Consider the following 19190-nt stretch of genomic DNA (forward strand, 5'->3'; position numbering starts at 1 on the left):
GGGCCGGAGCGGTGCCCCGGCCCGGCGCGCCGCCGCTACTCGGAGGGGGTGGGCGTCGAGGTGGCCTTCGAGGTGGGGGTCGGCGCCGGGGTCGGAGCCGGTTCCTCGACGGTGACGGAGAGGGTGGGCGAGGCCGCCGACTCCGACTCGCCGCAGAGCACGGTGTACGTGACGTCGATCGTGCCCGCCGTGGTGCCGGCCTGGATCGTCGCGGTCGTCGAGTTCGACGGGTTGGTGCTCGTCACGCTCGCGCCCTCACCGGTCGCGGTCACCCGGTAACCGCTCACGGAGGTTCCGCTCGGGCACTGGTTGTAGTTGCTCCAGGTGACGTTGAACGTCGCGCCCGCCTCGACGCTGGAGGCGGCGGGGGTGACGGTCGGCACGGCGGTCGGTGCGTCCGGGGTCGCGACCTCGGTGAAGACGGAGACCTCGATGGTCGTGCCCTTCACCACGTTCGCGGTGGGGTTCACGTCCTCGACGAGTCCGACCTGCTCGGCGGTGGGGGCGCTCGGACCGTCCGCGCGGCGGACGCCCATGCCCAGGGCCTCGAGCTCGGTCTCGACGTCGTCGAAGGAGCGCCCGACGTAGTCGGCCTTGTCGATGACGACCGTGTTCGAGGTCGGCGTCGGCGTGGGACTCGGAGTCTCGGACGGCGTCGGCGACGGGGCCGTGCTGGTCGGCGCGGTGGGGGAGGCGGCCGGGTCGCTGCTCCCGCCGGTCGTCAGGGCGAAGATCGTGCCCGCGATGACGACGGCGAGGATCACGATGAGGGCGATCAGCGGCCAGGTCCAGGGGCTGCGGCGACGCGGCTCCTCGGCCGGCTCGAGCGGCTCCTCGATCGGCACGAACGGAGCGGCGGCCGCGGCCGCGGGCGCGCCGGAGGGCAGCACCGTGGTCGCCTGCGTCGCGCCCTGGTTGGAGGGGAGGACCGTGGTCGCCTGCGTCGTGGGGAGGTCGCTGAGGACCGCGGGGACGGCCAGCGCCGCTCCTCGCACGTCGCCCGAGCGCAGCGCCTGGGCCGCTCGCGCGAGGTGCGCGGCGGTGGCGGGGCGGTCGGCCGGCTTCTTGGCGATGCAGGAGTAGACGAGGTTGCGCACCGGCTCCGCGACCGTGACCGGCAGCTCCGGCGGGGTGTCGTTGATCTGCGCCATCGCGATGGCGACCTGCGACTCGCCCGTGAAGGGGCGGCGCCCGGCCAGGCACTCGTACGCGACGATGCCCAGCGAGTAGATGTCGGTGGCGGGGGAGGCGGGCTGGCCGCTCGCCTGCTCCGGGGACAGGTACTGGACCGTGCCCATGACCTGCCCGGTCGCCGTCAGCGGGACCTGGTCGGCGATGCGCGCGATGCCGAAGTCGGTGATCTTGACGCGGCCGTCCGGCGTGATGAGCAGGTTGCCCGGCTTCACATCGCGGTGCACGAGGCCCGCGGCGTGCGCGGCGTGCAGGGCGAGCGCGGTCTGCGCGACGATGTCGAGGACCTTGTCGGTCGAGAGGACGCGCTCGCGCTCGAGGACGGTCGAGAGCGCCTCGCCGGGGACGAGCTCCATGACCAGGTAGGCCGAGCCGTCCTCCTCGCCGTAGTCGTAGACGTTGGCGATGCCCTCGTGGTTGACCAGCGCCGCGTGGCGGGCCTCGGCGCGGAAGCGCTCGAGGAAGCCGGGGTCGCCGAGGTACTCGTCCTTCAGGATCTTGATCGCGATGGTGCGGCCGATGACCAGATCGGTCGCCTGCCACACCTCTCCCATGCCGCCGATGGCGATCCGGGACTGCAGCTCGTAGCGTCCTCCGAAGGTGAGGCCTGTCGTGGGTCTCATTTGTTCAGCACCGCCTCTAGTACCTGTTGTCCGATGGGTGCGGCGATCAGGTTGCCGTACCCGGTCTGGCCGAGCCCTCCACCGTTCTCCACGAGCACGGTGATGGCGTACTGCGGGTCGTCCGCAGGCGCGAAGCCGGTGAACCAGAGGGTGTACGGGTCGTCCCCGCCGTTCTCGGCGGTGCCGGTCTTACCGGCCACAGTGACGCCCCCTATTGTTGCATTCGTCGCCGCGCCGCCCTGGACGCTGGCGACCATCATCGCCTCGACGGCGTCCGCGGTCTGCGTGCTCACCGCCCGGCCGAGCGACTTCTCCTGGAACTGCTGCAGCACGCTGAGGTCCTGCGAGCGGATCGAGTCGACCAGGTTCGGCTGCATCACCTCGCCGCCGTTCGCGATCGCCGCGGAGACCATGGCGATCTGCAGCGGCGTCGCGCGCACCTCCCACTGCCCGAAGGCGGTGAGGGCCGTCTGGGCGTCGTCCGTCTTCGTCGGGTAGATGCTCGCCTCGACCGACATCGGGATCTCGAGCTCGGTGTCGAAGCCGAACTTCTCGGCCTGCGAGCGGATCGCGTCCGCTCCCAGCTGCACGCCCATCTCGGCCATCGGGACGTTGCAGGAGAGCGAGACGGCGGTGGCCAGCGTGACCGTCTCTCCGGAGCCGCAGAGACCGCCTCCGGAGTTGATCACCTGCGACGAGGAGCCGGGCAGCGTGTACGACTCGACGTTGGGGAAGCTCGAGTCGGCGGTGAAGCGGCCGGACTCGAGGGCGGCCGAGGCCACGACGAGCTTGAAGACGGAGCCGGGCGGGTTGAGCGAGCCGCCGATGGCCCGGTTCACGAGGGGCTCGGAGGAGTCGTCGTTCAGCGCCCGGTAGGCGGCGAGGACGTCGTCGGTGTCGTGGGAGGCCAGCGCGGTGGGGTCGAAGGTGGGCTTCGAGACCATCGCGAGGATGCGGCCGGTGGCCGGCTCGGTCACGACGACGGCCCCCGTGTAGTCGCCGAGCGCGTCGAAGGCGGCCTGCTGGGCGACCGGGTCGATCGAGAGCTCGACCGACGCGCCCTTCGGGTCCTGGCCCGTGACGAGGTTGTTGATCTCGTCGAAGAACTGCGAGTTCGAGGTGCCCGAGAGGTAGTCGTTGAGCGTGCGCTCGATGCCGGTGGTGCCCTGGTTCAGGGTGAAGTAGCCGGTCACGGCGGAGTAGAGCGGGCCGTTCGCGTACTGCCGCTGGAACTTGTAGAGGTCGTCCGACGGCGTCGAGGAGGCGATCGGCTGACCGCCGGCGAGGATCGCACCGCGCTCGGTCGAGAAGCTCTCGTAGAGGGTCCGCGTGTTGCGGCCGTCCTCGTCGAGGGAGTCGGCCTGGATCACCTGGATGGTGGTGGTGGAGAGGAAGAGGGCCACGAACATCGTCAGCACGACGAGGCTCACCCGTTTGAGTTCTCGGTTCATCGACGGATCACACCACCAGACGAGGCTGACTGCGGACTGTGTCGGACAGGCGCAGCAGCACCGCCACGATCATCCAGTTCGCCACGAGGGAGGAGCCGCCGGCGGCGAGGAACGGCGTGGTCAGGCCGGTCAGCGGGATGACGCGGGTGACGCCTCCGATGACGATGAAGCACTGCAGGGCGATCACGAACGAGAGGCCGACTCCCAGGAGGCGCCCGAAGTCGTCCTGCCCGGCGAAGCCGATGCGGAACCCGCGCGAGACCAGCAGGAGGTAGAGGCCGAAGATCGCGAAGAGCCCGGCGAGGCCCAGCTCCTCGCCGAGGCTGGCGATGATGTAGTCGGACTGCGGGACCGGCGTGAGATCCGGCATCCCCTGGCCGAGGCCCGTGCCGAGCAGCCCGCCGTGCGCGAGGCCGAAGAGGCCCTGCACGAGCTGGTAGCTGCCGCCCGGATCCGCCCCGTAGCGCTCGGCGCTGAAGGGCTCGAGCCAGTTGGCGAAGCGGTTGCCCACGTAGTCGAGCGTCTGGCTCGCCAGCAGCGCGCCGCCGAGGAACAGGCCGACGCCGATGAGGACCCAGCCGGTGCGGCCGGTCGCGACGTAGAGCATGACCAGGAACAGGCCGAAGTAGAGCAGCGCCGTCCCCAGGTCGCGCTGGAAGACGATGACGCCCATCGTGACCGCCCAGACCACCAGGATCGGGCCGAGGTCGCGCAGGCGCGGGAAGCGCATCCCGAGGACGGTGCGGCCCCCCATCGAGAGGGAGTCGCGGTTGCGCACGAGGTAGCCGGCGAAGAAGACCGCGAGGGCGATCTTGGCGATCTCGCCGGGCTGGAAGCTCGCCACGTCGCCGATCCCGATCCAGACGCGCGCGCCGCTGACCTCGCGGCCGATGAAGGGCAGGAGCGGCAGGAGGAGCAGCACGATCGCCGCGAACCCGGCGACGTAGGTGTAGCGGAACAGCACGCGGTGGTTGCGGATGACCAGCAGCACCACGATCGCCGCCACGACGGCCAGGGCGCTCCAGAAGATCTGCCGCACCGCCACCGACTCCCAGCCGGTCGCGCCGTCGGCGATGTCGATCCGGTAGATCTCGGCGACGCCCAGGCCGTTCAGCACGGTGGCGATCGGGAGGAGGAAGGGGTCGGCCGCCGGGGCCGCGAAGCGCAGCACGACGTGCACGGCGAGCACGAGCGCCGAGAGGCCGGCGCCCAGCGAGACCAGCGTGGTGTCGATCGAGCCGAGGGCGCCGAGCTGCACGAGCACGATCGCGCCGGCATCGATGAGGCACGCGCCGATCAGGAGCAGGAGCTCGAGATTGCGCAGCTTCTGGCGGAAGAAGCCCTGCCGCTCGGGGGCGGGGCGGGCGGTGGCCGTGGCGGCGTCCGTCATGGTGCTCCGTTCGCGTCCGTGAGGCGCTCGACGATGTCGACCGCGCCGGCGTAGGAGTCGGCGCTGATCGTCTGCTCCAGCTGCTCGACGTCGTAGGCGCGGAGGGAGTCGAGCGGGATGCCCGTGTCCTCCTTCACCTCCGAGAGCGAGAGCGGGCCGACCGACTGCTGGATGCCCTGGTAGATGATCACGGTGTCCCCGTCGGTGCCGACGTAGAAGCGCGACTGCGTCCAGTCGTAGGCGAAGAGGATCCCGAGGAATCCGATGATGAGCACGAGGGACAGGCCGACGAGCCAGGTGATGCGGCGGCGCAGGTGCCGGCGGCGGTCCTCCTCGATCAGCTCGTCGAGGTAGTCCTCGGACGCGGGCTCGAAGTGGGTGGGGCCCTGCGCGGCGGGAGCCCGGGTGTGCAGGCGGAGGCCGGGGATCCGGACGCGGTTCTGCGAGTCGTCGGTGCTGAAAGGCGTGGGCGCGGCGGCGGATCCGACGACCACCGGCTCCTCCACGGGGGCGAGGATGCGCGCGGTGTCGCCCGCCCCGGGGATGTCGAGGACGACGACGGTGACGTTGTCCGGGGCGCCGTGCGAGAGGCTGTCGCGGATCAGGCGGTCGGCCACCTCCTGCGCGGTCTCGTCGCGGCTGAGCTCCTTGAGGATCTCGTCGTGCGGGACGACGCCGGAGAGGCCGTCGGAGCAGATCAGCCAGCGGTCGTGCGGCTCGGTCTCGAGCGTGAGCGTGTCGATCTCGGGGTTGGTGTGCACGTCGCCGAGGACCCGCATCAGGACGGAGCGGCGCGGATGCGTCATCGCCTCCTCCTCCGTGATGCGGCCGGAGTCGACCAGGCGCTGCACGAAGGTGTGGTCGGTCGTGACCTGCTCGAGCCGGCCGTCGCGGAGGACGTAGATGCGGGAGTCGCCGATGTGCGCGATCGCCACCGACTCGCCGACGCGGGCGATGGCGCTGACGGTGGTGCCCATGCCGGTGAGCTCGGGGTGGTCGACCACGGCGTCGGCCAGCAGGGTGTTGGCCGCCAGCAGGGTGCGCTTGAGCTCGTCCTCGGCCTCGTAGGTGGAGGCGTAGACGCGGTCCGCCTCCGCGATGCGCTTGATCGCGATGGAGGAGGCGACGTCGCCGCCCGCGTGGCCGCCCATGCCGTCGGCGACGACGAAGAGCTGCCGGCCCGCGTAGCCGGAGTCCTGGTTGTTCGAGCGGATCCTGCCGACGTGCGAGACGGCGGCGCTCTCGCGCACCGCGCCGTGGCCGGAGCCGTTCTCCGGAGTGGGGGCCACGCGCTACGACCGCCGCAGTTCGAAGGTGGTGGTGCCGACCTTCACGGGCGTGTCCAGCGGCACCTTGGTGGGCGCGCCGACGCGGCGGCCGTCGAGGAAGGTGCCGTTGGTGGAGTCGAGGTCCTGGATCATCCACTCGTCGTTCCAGAGGAGCAGGCGCGCGTGGTGGGTCGAGGTGTAGTCGTCGCGGATGACCAGCGTCGACTCCGCGGAGCGGCCGATCGTCAGCGGGTCGCCGGTCAGCTCGAGCTCGGTGCCCCGCTTGGGGCCCGAGGTGATCACGAGGCGCTGCGCCGTGTGGACCGTGGCGGCGCCTCCCTGCTCGGCGCGCTCGGCGGCGGCCTCTCGGCTCCTCCGGGCCGAGGGGGCCGACGGAGAGGCGGGCTGCGCGGGCGTGGGAGCCGCGGCGGCCGCGGCGACCACGGGCTGGGCCGCCGTCACGAACGGGGCCTCGGGGGACGCGGCCTGCGCGCCGGGCGGCAGCTTGCGCACGCGCTGCCCGAACAGGTCGGAGCGCAGCGCGTAGACGATGCCGAACACGAAGAACCACAGCAGCGCGAGGAACGCGATGCGCAGGAGGAAGAGAGTGAGCTCGCTCATAGCCGGTCGTCCCAGAATCCCTCGGAGCCGCGTCCGGCTGCCCTGCCGGACGACGGGCGGTCGGTGCGTGCGGGCGCGGAGCCCTGCACGACGCGGTAGACGATCGAGGTGCGCCCGATCGTGATGGTCTGCTCGGGGGCCAGGGGCGCCTGCGTGACGGGCCGGCCGTCGAGCTTGGAGCCGTTCGTGGACCCGAGGTCGTGCACCTGGGCGCGGGAGCCGTCCCAGAGGATCTCGACGTGCTTGCGGGACGTGCCCGAGTCGTCGACGGTGATGTCGGCGTCACTGCCGCGGCCGATGACGGTGCGCGCCTTCGTGATCGGGTGGCGCCGGCCGTCGATGTCGAGGACGGGCGTGTAGGCGACGGTGCCCTTCACGCTGCGGGAGTCGACCTCGACCATGCCGTCGCTGAGCGCCGGATCGACGGCGAGGGAGATGTCGATCGGGCCGGGGAAGCGGAAGCCCTGCTTGGTGGCGTGCTCGGTGGCGACCGTGGTGAGCTCGTCGATCAGCGTGGCGCCGAGGCGCTGCATCCGGTCGAGGTCGGTCGCGGACATCCGCAGGACCAGGCTGTTGGGGACGAGGATGCGGTCGCGGCTGACCACGGCGGCGGTGGTGTCGAGCTCCCGGCGGAGGGCGGAGGCGAGCTCGACCGGCTGCAGACCCGACTTGAAGGTCCGCGCGAACGCGCCGTTGACGACGCGCTCGAGTCCCTTCTCGAAGTTGTCCAGTATGCCCACAGTCTTCCGATCTTCCGGTTCTTCGCCTTCTCGGCGGTCGCGCACGGATCGAGATGTCTGCGCGCCCGTCGCCGCTTCCTCTTCTTGGTCTGCGCCGCGCACGGCTACGGGCATGTTACTGGGATGGTCTGGATGCGCGATCCTCCGCAGTGGTTTCGCGGCAGGAGTGCCGTGTGCGCGCTCTCACCGGGGCGGCTCGGCGGCGGCTCCCGGGGGAGCGGCGGCCCGGGACGGTGAGCGCCGGTTCGGCTCGGGGGCCGGGGGATGCTACGATTTCTCGTCGGCGCTTCGGTGCCGCTGGTGAGCGCGAGTGGCGGAATAGGCAGACGCGCACGGTTCAGGTCCGTGTGCCCGAAAGGGCGTGGGGGTTCAACTCCCCCCTCGCGCACCAGAGTTCACGAGAACCGGAGTTCGAGAGAACCGGGTTCGAGAGAACCAGAGGAGAAGCCCCCGATCGGATGTCCGGTCGGGGGCTTCTCCCGTTCCCGTGTGCGGTGCGCCGCGGGGCGGGCTCCTGTCGTGTCGTTCTCGCGGACGGCGTCCCGCGGAGGCGCGGTGTTCACCGGGAGGTCGGCCGGAGGTCGTCCGGCGCGGGCACGCTCGCGGAGTGATCGCCCTCCGTGCCGACGTGTCCGCCCTCGATCCGCGGGCGCTGCCCGAGCTGCTCCGACGCCTCCGCCGGCACCGGAGCGTGCAGGTGGGGGAGCGCCAGTGGATCGCGGTGCTGCCCGGATCGGGCCCGGTGCTGCTGACCTCCGGCGACCGGCTGGTGCTCGAGCTGCTGATCGAGCGGCGCGCGCTGCTCCCCGTGGTGATCGACGCGCTCGAGGCGGAGCTGCGCAGCGGCGGCTTCCGCGAGCGGATCGCGCTGCGCTGGAGCACGCCGGACACGGTGCCCGTGCCGCTGCGCTGACGAGCCGCGGTCAGCGGCGGGTGAGCTCCACGACGGGGATGGTGCGGGTGGTGCGCTTCTCGTAGTCGAGGAAGCCGGCGGAGGCGGTGGTGAAGCGTGCCCAGCCGGCGTCGCGCTCCTCCCCGGCGAGGACGCGGGCCCGGACGTCGACGGTGCCGTCGTCGGGGGTCTCGATCGCCAGGTCCGGCTGGGCGATCATGTTGTGGAACCAGGCGGGGTGCTTCGGCGCACCGGCGGCGGACGCGGCGAGCAGCCAGACGTCGTCGGAGGGGTGCAGCGCCATCAGCGGAGTCACGCGCTCCTGACCGGAGCGGGCGCCGCGGTGGTGCACCAGCACGAGGCTCCTCCCGAAGCCGCCCGTGGTCACGGTCCCGCCGTTCGCGCGGAACTCCTCGATGATCGTGTCGTTCCAGTCGGCCATGCTCGTCCTCCTCGACGCGGTGCCGGCACTCGAGTGCCGGGGTCAGGCGCGGGCGCCCAGGGCGTCCTCGCGGCTGCTGCTCCCACCCGGCGGCTGCGCGCCCCCGGTGACGGCGGCGGGATCCGCCAGCGCCCGCCGCCAGGGTAGCTCCGCGGCGCCGACGAGTTCCAGCCTCGAGCGCAGGGCGGCCCGCTCGATCCGCACGCCGCGCGCGAGGTCGCTCAGGGCCCGGGCGGAGACGCGGGCGGCGAGGCGCTCGCGGTCGACGGTGAGCAGCGAGCCGAGGAAGCCGCCCAGCACGACCGCGGTGGGGTTGAAGAGGTTGATGTAGGTGGACAGGCCCTCCGAGAGCAGGTCGACCTGGCGGGCGACCTCGCCGAGGACGGCGGGGTCGCGGGAGGTGCCCAGGGCGATGTCGAGCTCGTCCTGGTCGAGGACGCGGGCGCCGAGGACGTCGAGGAGGGAGCGCATCCGGACCTCGGCCTCGAGGCAGCCGCGCCGGCCGCAGCCGCAGAGGCGGCCGTTCGTGGCGACGAGGGTGTGGCCCAGCTCGGCCGCGAACCCCGAGGAGCCCTGGAGCGGGACGCCGCCGATGATGACTCCTCCGCCGATGCCGCCCGCGCCGCCGGTGACGTAGACGACGTCGGCCACGCCGTGCGCGGCTCCGAAGAGGGACTCGCCGATGGCGCCGAGGGTCGCGTCGTTGCCGACGGCGACCGGGAGGTCGAGGGCGCGGCTCAGCTGGGTGGCGAGGTCGACGTCGCGCCAGCCCAGGTGCGGGGCGCGGTGGACGAAGCCGGAGTCGGCCTGGACGAGGCCGGGGACGGCGACGCCCGCGCCGACCAGCGTGCGGAGCGACTCCCGCTCGGAGCGGAAGCCCTCGACGATCCCGGTGACGACGCGGACCACCGTGGCCGGGCTCGCGGGCTTGGGGGTGTCGAAGCGGACGCGGCGCAGCAGCTCGCCGTGCAGCCCGACCAGGCCGACGATGATCGCATCGGTGTCGAGGTGGACGCCCACGGCCGCGAACCGGTCGCCGGGGACGACGGTGGCGCTGGGGCGGCCGATGCGGCCGTCCGGTGCGGTGGTCTCCTCCGCCACCCAGCCGAGCTCGCTCAGCTCGCCGACCAGGTTCGCGACGGCGGAGCGGTTCAGCCCGGTGAGGCGGCCGAGCTCGGCGCGGCTGGTGGGACCGGAGCGGTGCACCAGGGTCGCGAGGCTCGCGAGGTTCGTGCGGCGCAGCAGCGCGTTGCTGGAGGCTCCGACTGCTCCTGCCATGATCGCCTGCCTGTCGCTGGACCCCGACGGGTCTCGGATGCACTCGGGCGCGGCTCCCCCGAGGAGAAGCCGCGCCCGAGAACTGTAGAAGAGAAGGACGAGGAGCGCTGCTGGGCGGCGCCCGGCGTTCGCCTAGCGGCCGCCGGCGCGGCGCTTGTTGAAGATGTCGAACGCCACCGCGAGCAGGAGCACGAAGCCCTTGATCGCCATCTGCCAGGCCGCGTCGACCGAGAGGATGGACAGGCCCATGTTGAGCACGCCCATCACGAGTCCGCCGATGACGGCTCCGACGACGGTGCCCACGCCTCCCTGGACGGCGGCGCCGCCGATGAAGACCGCGGCGATCGCGTCCAGCTCGTAGTTCTGTCCGGCCGAGGCGACCGCACCGCCGGCGCGGGCGGTGCTGACGATGCCCGCGACTCCGGCCAGTGCGCCCATGTTGACGAAGATGAAGAAGTTGACCCACTTCGTCTTGACGCCGGACATCATCGCGGCGAACAGGTTGCCGCCCATCGCGTAGATGTGGCGGCCGAAGACCGTCCGGCCGAGCACGAAGCTGTAGGCGAGGATCAGCACGGCGAGCACGATCAGGATGATCGGGGTTCCGCTGTAGCCGGCGAGCAGCCAGGAGAGGGCCATGATCGCGATGACGGCGATGGCCGACTTCGCCACCAGCGAGCCGATGGGCTCGCGGGGCAGCTCGAGGCGGCGGAGGGTCGCACGGCTGCGGAGCTGCTGGGCCACGAGGACGACGCAGACGATCAGGCCGAGGACCAGGGTGAGCGCGTCGCGCCCGGCGATGCCGCCGAGGACGCCCGGGAGCCAGCCGGCGCCGATCGCGGTGAACTCGGTGGGGAGGCCGTTGATCGTTCCGCCGGTGAGGAGGACGAGGGTGAAGCCGCGGAAGATCAGCATGCCAGCGAGGGTCACGATGAATGCCGGTATGCCGACGAAGGCGACCCAGAAGCCCTGCCATGCTCCGACGGCGGCGCCGGTGACGAGGGCGACGACGACGGCCGCCCACCAGGGCAGGCCCCAGTTGTTCATCGCGATCGCCGAGATGGCGCCGACCATCGCCACGACCGAGCCGACCGAGAGGTCGATGTGGCCGGCGATGATGACCATCACCATGCCGATCGCGAGGATCAGCACGTAGGCGTTCTGCTGGATCAGGTTGTTGACGTTGCCGGGCAGGAGCAGGCGCCCGCCGGTCAGCACCTGGAAGAGCAGGATGATGATGGCCAGCGCGGCGAGGATGCCGTACTGCCGGAGGTTGATGTTCAGCCGGCGCGAGCGCTTGGGCGGGGTGGAGGGCGTGTTGGCGGGCGTGTCCGCCGGCGCTGTGGTGGTCGTGGCGCTCATCGGGCCTGTTCCTTTCCGGCGGTCATGTAGTGCATGAGGTGCTCCTGGGTGGCGTCGGCGCGATCGATCTCGCCCGTGATCCGTCCCTCGGAGATGGTGTAGATGCGGTCGGCGAGGCCGATCAGCTCGGGCAGCTCGGACGAGATGACGACGACCGCCTTGCCCTGGGCCGCGAGCTCGTTGATGATCCCGTAGATCTCGTACTTGGCTCCCACGTCGATGCCGCGGGTGGGCTCGTCGAGGATCAGCACGTCGGGACCGGAGAAGATCCACTTCGAGAGGACGACCTTCTGCTGGTTGCCGCCGGAGAGCTTCCCCGTGACGGCCGAGACGGTCGGCGCCTTGATGTTCATCTTCGATCGGTACGAGTCGGCGACCTTGTACTCGCGGTGCTTGTCGATCACGCCGAGCCGGGCCAGGCGCGAGAGCGCGGCGGCCGAGACGTTGACGGTGATGTCGCCGATGAGGTTGAGCCCGTAGCGCTTGCGGTCCTCGGTCGCGTAGGCGAGGCCGTTGCGGATCGCCTCGTCGACGGTGCGGGTCTGGATCTCCTCGCCGTCCTTGTAGACGCGGCCGGAGATGCCGGTGCCGTAGCTCCTCCCGAAGATGCTCATCGCGAGCTCGGTGCGTCCGGCGCCCATCAGGCCCGCGAAGCCGACGATCTCGCCGGCGCGGACGGTGAAGGAGGCGTCGTCGACGACCACGCGGTTGATGTCGACGGGGTGGTGGACCGTCCAGTTCTCGACGCGCAGCTTCTCCTCGCCGATCTGCGGGTCGCGCGGCGGGAACATGCTGTTGAGGTCGCGGCCGACCATCGCGCGGATGATCCGGCTCTCGGACGCCTCCTCGCCGGCCATCGGGAAGCTCTCGATGGTGCGGCCGTCGCGGATGATCGTGACGGTGTCCGCGATGGCGCGGATCTCCTTCAGCTTGTGGCTGATGATGATGCAGGTGATGCCCTGCTTGCGGAGCTGGTCGATCAGGCCGAGCAGGTGGTCGCTGTCCTCATCGTTGAGGGCGGCGGTGGGCTCGTCGAGGATGAGGAGCTTCACCTCCTTGGCGAGGGCCTTGGCGATCTCGACGAGCTGCTGCTTGCCGACGCCGAGCTCGAGGATCTTGGTCGCGGGGCTCTCGGCGAGGCCGACGCGGGCGAGCAGCTTGGCCGCCTCCGCGTTGGTCGCGTTCCAGTTGATGACGCCGCGGGTCGACTTCTCGTTGCCGAGGAAGATGTTCTCGGCGATGGAGAGGTAGGGGCTGAGGGCGAGCTCCTGGTGGATGATCACGATGCCGTCGGCCTCGCTGTCGTTGATCGACCGGTACTGCGCCTCCTCGCCCTCGAACTCGATGGTGCCCTCGAAGCTGCCGTACGGGTACACGCCGGAGAGGACTTTCATCAGGGTCGACTTGCCGGCGCCGTTCTCGCCGCAGATGGCGTGGACCTCGCCGGGCTGGACCGAGAGCGAGACGCCGTCGAGGGCGCGGACGCCGCCGCCGAACTCCTTGACGATGTCGCGCATGATGAGGATGGGACTGGCCAACAGGGCCTCACTTCGTTGGGGGGGAGTGGTGTGCGGACGGGGAGGCGGGGGCGGGGAGGATCGCTCCTCCCCGCCCCCGCCCGACGGATCAGAGTCCGACGTCGCCGGCCTTGAGGAAGCCGGAGTCGACGAGGACCGACTGGACGTCGTCCTTCGTGACGACCTGCGGCTCCAGCAGGTAGGACGGGACGACCTTCTCGCCGTTGTCGTAGGTCTCGGTGTCGTTGACCTCGGGCTCCTCGCCCGCGACGATCGACTGCACCATCTGGAAGACGCGGTCGCCGAGGGTGCGGGTGTCCTTCCAGACCGTCATGGACTGCTCGTCGGCGAGGATCGCCTTGACGTTGGCCTTGTCGGCGTCCTGGCCGGTGATGACCGGGTAGTCGGCGCCGGGGGTGTAGCCGGCCGACTTCAGCGAGGCCTCGATGCCGATGGCCAGGCTGTCGTTGGGGGAGAGCACGACGTCGACCTTCTGGCCTCCGGTGTAGAAGGACGAGAGGCGGTTGTCCATCTCGGACTGCGCCTTGTCGGAGGCCCAGCCCTGGATGCCGATCGAGGCCCAGTCGTCGTCCGATGCGGGCGACTTGCCCGAGGGGACGGTGAGCTTGCCGCTCTCGATGTAGGGCTGCAGGACGTCCCACGCGCCGGAGAAGAAGAACTTCGCGTTGTTGTCGTCGGGGCTGCCGGCGAAGGGCTCGAGGGTGAAGGGACCCGCGGCGTTCTTCAGGTCGAGGGTCGACTCGATGTACTGGCCCTGGAGCTGGCCGACCTTGTAGTTGTCGAAGGTCGCGTAGTAGTCGACGTCCGCGGTGCCGTTGATGAGACGGTCGTAGGCGATGACGGTGGCGTTCTGCTTCTTCGCCTCGGCGAGGACGGGCGCGAGCGCCTCGCCGTCGATCGCGGCGATGACCAGGATCTTGGAGCCGCCGGCGATCTGGTTCTGGATCTGCGAGATCTGCTGATCGGTCTTGTTGTCGGCGTACTGGAGGTCGACGGTGCAGCCGTCGCCCTCGAGCTGCGACTGGAGGCCTTCGCCGTCGTTGATCCAGCGCTCGAGACTGCGCGTGGGCATCGAGATGCCGACGGTGCAGTCGCCTTCCGCGCCGGCGCCGGCAGCGGCGCCTCCGGAGTTGGCGGGGCTCGCGGAACAGGCCGCGAGGCCGAGGGAGATGATGCCGGCGGCGGCCAGCGTGGTGATGCCGCGGGAGAACTTCATGGAGTGCATTCCTCTCTGAAAGCAGTGTCCGAGGGAGAGGACGACAAGAGGCGTGCACGTGTGGCGCACGTCGTCGTGTCGTCGCCCGGGAGGGCGGGAGAGCCCCGAGGGGCTTTGTCCACGGAGAGAACATATTCCCTTCGATCGGGGGGAGTAAAGCGCGGGCGGCGAATTTGTCCAGGCGATGCCGAAATGTGATCTTCGGGACGTCGACCCCCGCCGTTGCTGGGGGAGAACGCTCTCACCGCTCGGCTCCCGCCCGGCTCGCGCTCCTCCGCCGGGCGCCCGCCGCCGTCCGCGTGAGGGAAACGCGAGGACTCCGGGCCGGGCCGTAGGGGAACCGTGAGGACCGCTCCGAGGGGCCCCCGCGAGGTGTTGCATCGCTTCCTGTGCCGCTTCCCGGCAGGCGTCCGGTCCCGGGCGTCGTCCGCTCCCCGGATGGAGTCCTCCGTGCTCGACCTCGCCTACCTCCTCGGCGTGCTCGCCCTCTTCTCGCTCATCGCTCTCGCCGCGAAGGGGGTCGAGCGGCTGGGCGGACCGCCCCCCTCGGCGACCCGCGGGACCCGCGAGAAGGAGGCGGGCCGGTGATCGTCTTCGACGCCCTCGCGGCCGTGCTGGCGCTCGCCGCCGTCGTCTACCTCGTCGCGGCCCTGATCCGACCGGAGCGCTTCTGATGGATCCGCTCCTCGCCGTCCTCCAGGTCGCGACCGTCGGCCTGGCCGTCGCCCTCCTCCACCGCCCCCTCGGCGACCACATGTTCCGCGTCTACACCTCGACGCGCGACCTCGCCCTCGAGCGCGGCGTCTACCGCCTCATCGGCGTCGACTCCGCGGGCGAGCAGAGCTGGCGCGCCTACCTCCGGGCCGTGCTGGCCTTCTCTCTCGTCGGCGTGCTCCTGCTCTACGGGATGCAGCGCCTCCAGGCGGTCCTGCCCGGCTCCCTCGGCCTGCCCGCGGTGCCGGAGGGGCTGGCGTTCAACACCGCCGTCTCGTTCGTCACCAACACCAACTGGCAGTCCTACTCCCCGGAGGCGACCCTCGGCTTCGCGGTGCAGCTCGGCGGCCTCGCCGTGCAGAACTTCGTCTCGGCGGCCGTGGGCCTGGCCGTGGCGGTGGCGCTGATCCGCGGATTCGCGCGCCGCTCCTCCGGAACGCTCGGCAACTTCTGGGTCGACCTCGTGCGCGGCACGCTGCGCCTCCTGCTGCCCCTCGCGGTGGTGGCGGCGGTGGTGATGATCGCGGGCGGCGTGATCCAGAACCTGAACGGCCCGCTGACGGTGACCACGCTCACCGGCGGCGAGCAGAGCATCCCGGGCGGCGCGGTGGCCTCGCAGGAGGCGATCAAGCTGCTCGGCACCAACGGCGGCGGCTACTTCAACGCCAACTCCGCGCATCCGTTCGAGAACCCCTCGGCGTGGGTGTCGCTGCTGCAGATCGTGCTGATCCTCGCGATCCCGTTCTCGCTGCCGCGCACCTTCGGCCGGATGGTCGGCGACGTGCGGCAGGGCCGCGCGATCCTCGCGGCGATGGCGACGATCTTCGTCGTGTCGCTCGCGGCCCTCACCGCGCTGGAGGCGGCGGGCGGAGGATCCGCGGCACAGGCCGCCGGAGCCGCGATGGAGGGCAAGGAGACGCGCTTCGGCATCGCCGGCTCCGCCCTCTACGCGACCGCCTCGACGCTCACCTCGACCGGCGCCGTCAACGCGATGCACGACTCCTTCACCGCGCTCGGCGGCATGCTGCCGATGCTCAACATGATGCTCGGGGAGGTCGCCCCCGGCGGCGTCGGCTCGGGCCTCTACGGGATGCTCGTGCTCGCGGTGCTGGCCGTGTTCGTCGGCGGGCTGCTGGTCGGCCGGACGCCCGAGTACCTGGGCAAGAAGCTCGGCCCGCGCGAGATCAAGCTCGCGAGCCTCTACATCCTCGTGACGCCGACGCTCGTGCTGGCCGGCACGGCCCTGAGCTTCGCGATCCCGGCGGTGCGGGAGGACGTGGAGAGCACGTCGATCCTGAACCCCGGGCTGCACGGGCTCTCGGAGGTGCTCTACGCCTTCACCTCCGCGTCCAACAACAACGGCTCGGCGTTCGCGGGGCTGACGGCGAACACGCCCTGGCTCAACACGGCGCTCGGCGTCGCGATGCTCCTCGGCCGCTTCCTCCCGATCCTGCTGGTGCTCGCCCTGGCCGGCTCGCTCGCGGCGCAGTCGCCGGTGCCCTCCAGCGCCGGCACGCTGCCCACCCACCGGCCGCAGTTCGTCGGCCTCCTCGTGGGCGTCACGGTCGTCGTGACCGCGCTCACCTACTTCCCCGTACTCGCGCTGGGCCCCCTGGCGGAAGGACTGCGACTCCGATGACCACTGCACTCACCGAGGCCCCCGCGGAACCCGCGCGCCCCACCCGCGCCGCCCTCGGGCCGCGCCAGCTCGCCGCCGCCCTCCCCGGAGCGCTGCGCAAGCTCGATCCGCGCCTGATGTGGCGCAACCCCGTGATGTTCATCGTCGAGGTCGGCGCCGTGCTGACCACGGTGCTGGCGATCGCCGAGCCGTTCCTCGGGGGGCCGGAGGAGTCGGGCGGATCGACGGTGCCCGTCACCTTCACGGGCGGCATCGCGATCTGGCTCTGGCTCACCGTGGTGTTCGCGAACCTCGCGGAGTCGGTGGCCGAGGGCCGCGGCAAGGCGCAGGCCGAGAGCCTGCGCGCCACCCGGACCAGCACTCCGGCCCGGCGCGTGGCCGACTACGACCCCGCGGACCCCTCCGCCCTGTCGGCCCGCCTGGTCGAGGTCTCCTCGGCCGAGCTGCAGCTGGGCGACGTGGTCGTGGCGGAGGCGGGCGACCTCGTCCCCGGCGACGGCGACATCGTCTGGGGCATCGCCTCCATCGACGAGTCGGCGATCACGGGCGAGTCGGCGCCGGTCGTCCGCGAGAGCGGGGGCGACCGCAGCGCGGTGACGGGCGGCACGCGAGTGCTCTCGGACCGGATCGTGGTGCGCATCACCTCGCGGCCGGGCGAGACCTTCGTCGACCGGATGATCGGCCTGGTCGAGGGCGCGTCGCGGCAGAAGACGCCGAACGAGATCGCGCTCGACATCCTCCTGGCGAGCCTCTCGATCGTGTTCGTCGTGGTCGTGCTGACCCTGAACCCGATCGCGTCGTTCGCGGGAGCCTCCGTGAGCGTCCCGGTGCTGGTCGCCCTGCTCGTCTGCCTCATCCCGACCACCATCGGCGCCCTCCTCTCGGCCATCGGCATCGCCGGCATGGACCGGCTCGTGCAGCGCAACGTGCTCGCGATGTCCGGCCGGGCGGTGGAGGCGGCGGGCGACGTCACGACGCTCCTGCTCGACAAGACGGGGACCATCACCTACGGCAACCGCCGCGCGGTGGCGTTCCTCCCCCTCGACGGAGTGGCGCAGGCCGCCCTCGTCGACGCGGCCGCCTCCTCCTCGCTCAGCGACCCGACGCCCGAGGGGAAGTCGATCGTCGACCTCGCGGGCGACTCGGGCCGCCCCGCCGTCGAGCCCGCTCAGGCCGCCGTGGTGCCGTTCACCGCGCAGACCCGGATGAGCGGGCTCGACCTCCCCGACGGCTCCTCCATCCGCAAGGGCGCCGGCTCGGCCGTGCGCGCCTGGGTGGAGGAGGAGGGGCCGCTGCCGTCCGCGGTCGCGGCGCGCCTCACGGTGCTCGTCGACGGTGTCTCGGAGAGCGGCGGCACGCCCCTGGTCGTCGCGGTGAAGGACGCCCACGGCGCCCGCCTGCTCGGCGTCGTGCACCTGAAGGACGTGGTGAAGGACGGGCTCGTCGAGCGCTTCTCGGAGCTGCGCGCGATGGGCATCCGCACCGTGATGATCACGGGCGACAACCCGCTGACCGCGAAGGCGATCGCGGCGGAGGCGGGAGTCGACGACTACCTCGCCGAGGCGACCCCCGAGGACAAGCTCGCCCTGATCCGGCGCGAGCAGGAGGGCGGCGCGCTGGTCGCGATGACCGGCGACGGCACCAACGACGCCCCGGCCCTCGCGCAGGCCGACGTGGGCGTGGCGATGAACACCGGCACCTCGGCGGCGAAGGAGGCGGGCAACATGGTCGACCTCGACTCCGACCCCACCAAGCTCATCGACATCGTGCGGATCGGCAAGCAGCTGCTGATCACCCGCGGCGCGCTCACCACGTTCTCGATCGCGAACGACGTGGCGAAGTACTTCGCGATCATCCCGGCGATGTTCGCGGGGGTCTTCCCCGGGCTCGCGGTGCTGAACGTGATGCAGCTGCACTCGCCGGCCTCGGCGATCCTCTCGGCGATCGTGTTCAACGCGCTGGTGATCGTCGTGCTGATCCCGCTCGCGCTGCGCGGAGTGGCGTACCGCCCGGTCGCCGCCTCGCGCATCCTCAGCCGCAACCTCCTGGTCTACGGGCTGGGCGGAGTGATCGCTCCGTTCCTCGGGATCAAGCTCGTCGACCTGATCGTCGCCGCGATCCCCGGCTTCTGACCCACCCGTCCCGACCACTGAAGACAGAGAGAAGAGACCATGTTCCGTCCCTACGGTGTCGCGCTGCGCGCGATGATCGTGCTCACCGTGCTGCTGGGAGCGGCGTACCCGCTCGCGGTGCTCGGGATCGGGCAGCTCGCCCTGCCCGCCCAGGCGAACGGCTCGCTGCTGCGCCAGGACGGCGCGGTGATCGGCTCGTCGCTGATCGGCCAGTCGTTCACGGACGCCGACGGAGCGCCCCTGCCGGAGTGGTTCCAGTCGCGTCCCTCCGCCGCGGGCTACGACGCCGCGGCCTCGACCGGCAGCAACCTCGGCCCCGAGAACGCCGACCTGGTCGCGTCCGTCGAGGAGCGCCGGGCCGCGATCGCGGCCTTCGAGGGCGTCGACCCGGCCGCGGTTCCGGCCGATGCGCTGACCGCCTCCGCCTCGGGGCTCGACCCCGCGATCAGCCCCGCCTACGCGCAGCTGCAGGCGCCCCGCGTCGCCGCCGCCCGCGGGCTCGACGTGAGCGCCGTGCGCGCGCTGGTCGACGAGCACACCGCGGGCCGCGAGCTCGGGTACCTCGGCGAGCCGACGGTGGACGTGCTCGAGCTCAACGCCGCTCTCGCGCGGCTGTGACCGCTCCGGTGGCGCCTCCGGCTCGTAGAATCGCGATCGGCTCGTCGGGACCGTCCGATCGAGCGGATCGACGCC

17 protein-coding genes and 1 tRNA gene are annotated in these 19190 nt (G+C 71.5%); 7 read left to right on the forward strand and 11 right to left on the reverse strand.

Features of this window, described 5'->3' with window-relative positions; genetic code table 11:
- Positions 1-35 precede the first annotated feature (35 nt).
- From C5B98_RS11840 to C5B98_RS11865, 6 genes are read right to left on the reverse strand one after another with little or no spacing between them, the layout of a single operon-like run.
- Positions 36-1814, reverse strand: a complete 1779-nt coding sequence (locus tag C5B98_RS11840) for a serine/threonine-protein kinase (RefSeq protein ID WP_104222662.1) — start codon at positions 1812-1814, stop codon at positions 36-38.
- Positions 1811-3265, reverse strand: a complete 1455-nt coding sequence (locus C5B98_RS11845; protein ID WP_104222661.1) for a penicillin-binding protein 2 — start codon at positions 3263-3265, stop codon at positions 1811-1813. The genes C5B98_RS11840 and C5B98_RS11845 overlap by 4 nt, the downstream gene beginning before the upstream one ends.
- A gap of 7 nt (positions 3266-3272) precedes the next feature.
- On the reverse strand, positions 3273-4655 hold the full coding sequence (locus tag C5B98_RS11850; protein ID WP_104222660.1) for an FtsW/RodA/SpoVE family cell cycle protein: 1383 nt from the start codon (positions 4653-4655) through the stop codon (positions 3273-3275).
- Positions 4652-5944, reverse strand: a complete 1293-nt coding sequence (locus tag C5B98_RS11855; RefSeq protein WP_258062186.1) for a Stp1/IreP family PP2C-type Ser/Thr phosphatase — start codon at positions 5942-5944, stop codon at positions 4652-4654. Before C5B98_RS11855 ends, C5B98_RS11850 begins: the two co-directional genes overlap by 4 nt.
- Positions 5945-5947: 3 nt before the next feature.
- Positions 5948-6544 carry an FHA domain-containing protein gene (locus C5B98_RS11860; protein WP_104222659.1) on the reverse strand — a complete coding sequence of 199 codons (597 nt, stop codon included), beginning with the start codon at positions 6542-6544 and terminating at the stop codon, positions 5948-5950.
- Positions 6541-7284, reverse strand: coding sequence for a DUF3662 and FHA domain-containing protein (locus tag C5B98_RS11865; protein ID WP_104222658.1), 744 nt, complete (start codon positions 7282-7284; stop codon positions 6541-6543). The genes C5B98_RS11860 and C5B98_RS11865 overlap by 4 nt, the downstream gene beginning before the upstream one ends.
- A 304-nt stretch (positions 7285-7588) precedes the next feature.
- On the opposite strand from C5B98_RS11865, the gene C5B98_RS11870 reads away from it, so the two are divergent.
- Together C5B98_RS11870 and C5B98_RS11875 are read left to right on the forward strand one after the other, a co-directional pair.
- A tRNA-Leu gene (locus tag C5B98_RS11870) sits at positions 7589-7675 on the forward strand.
- A 216-nt stretch (positions 7676-7891) separates the two neighbouring features.
- Entirely contained in the window at positions 7892-8197 is a 306-nt protein-coding gene (locus tag C5B98_RS11875) for a hypothetical protein (RefSeq protein WP_104222657.1), read from the forward strand.
- A gap of 10 nt (positions 8198-8207) precedes the next feature.
- Here the strand turns inward: C5B98_RS11875 and C5B98_RS11880 are convergent, their stop codons facing one another.
- From C5B98_RS11880 to chvE, 5 genes are all read right to left on the reverse strand, one after another.
- Positions 8208-8618: a nitroreductase/quinone reductase family protein gene (locus tag C5B98_RS11880; protein ID WP_104222656.1), complete on the reverse strand. Its 411-nt coding sequence runs from the start codon at positions 8616-8618 to the stop codon at positions 8208-8210.
- Between the two features lie 42 nt (positions 8619-8660).
- Positions 8661-9896: an ROK family transcriptional regulator gene (locus tag C5B98_RS11885; protein WP_104222655.1), complete on the reverse strand. Its 1236-nt coding sequence runs from the start codon at positions 9894-9896 to the stop codon at positions 8661-8663.
- A 132-nt stretch (positions 9897-10028) separates the two neighbouring features.
- Positions 10029-11258: a multiple monosaccharide ABC transporter permease gene (mmsB, locus tag C5B98_RS11890; RefSeq protein WP_104222654.1), complete on the reverse strand. Its 1230-nt coding sequence runs from the start codon at positions 11256-11258 to the stop codon at positions 10029-10031.
- Entirely contained in the window at positions 11255-12775 is a 1521-nt protein-coding gene (gene mmsA, locus C5B98_RS11895) for a multiple monosaccharide ABC transporter ATP-binding protein (protein ID WP_104222653.1), read from the reverse strand. Before mmsA ends, mmsB begins: the two co-directional genes overlap by 4 nt.
- A 109-nt stretch (positions 12776-12884) precedes the next feature.
- The gene (gene chvE / locus C5B98_RS11900; RefSeq protein WP_374952918.1) at positions 12885-14012 is read right to left on the reverse strand and encodes a multiple monosaccharide ABC transporter substrate-binding protein; all 1128 of its coding nucleotides are present in this window, start codon (positions 14010-14012) and stop codon (positions 12885-12887) included.
- A gap of 438 nt (positions 14013-14450) precedes the next feature.
- Between chvE and C5B98_RS17025 the strand changes: the two genes are divergently transcribed.
- From C5B98_RS17025 to kdpC, 5 genes are read left to right on the forward strand one after another with little or no spacing between them, the layout of a single operon-like run.
- A complete protein-coding gene (locus C5B98_RS17025; protein ID WP_167299012.1) occupies positions 14451-14600 on the forward strand; it encodes a hypothetical protein in 150 nt (49 codons plus the stop codon).
- Positions 14597-14686 (forward strand): K(+)-transporting ATPase subunit F, encoded by a 90-nt coding sequence (gene kdpF / locus C5B98_RS11905; protein WP_068209492.1) that lies wholly within the window; start codon positions 14597-14599, stop codon positions 14684-14686. The genes C5B98_RS17025 and kdpF overlap by 4 nt, the downstream gene beginning before the upstream one ends.
- Positions 14686-16365, forward strand: coding sequence for a potassium-transporting ATPase subunit KdpA (gene kdpA / locus C5B98_RS11910; protein ID WP_104222651.1), 1680 nt, complete (start codon positions 14686-14688; stop codon positions 16363-16365). Before kdpF ends, kdpA begins: the two co-directional genes overlap by 1 nt.
- Positions 16362-18497 (forward strand): potassium-transporting ATPase subunit KdpB, encoded by a 2136-nt coding sequence (gene kdpB, locus C5B98_RS11915; protein ID WP_104222650.1) that lies wholly within the window; start codon positions 16362-16364, stop codon positions 18495-18497. Before kdpA ends, kdpB begins: the two co-directional genes overlap by 4 nt.
- Before the next feature lie 39 nt (positions 18498-18536).
- Entirely contained in the window at positions 18537-19115 is a 579-nt protein-coding gene (gene kdpC / locus C5B98_RS11920) for a K(+)-transporting ATPase subunit C (RefSeq protein WP_104222649.1), read from the forward strand.
- Positions 19116-19190: the final 75 nt, after the last annotated feature.

Source organism: Rathayibacter sp. AY1A5 (assembly GCF_002930875.1).
Lineage (GTDB): Bacteria > Actinomycetota > Actinomycetes > Actinomycetales > Microbacteriaceae > Rathayibacter.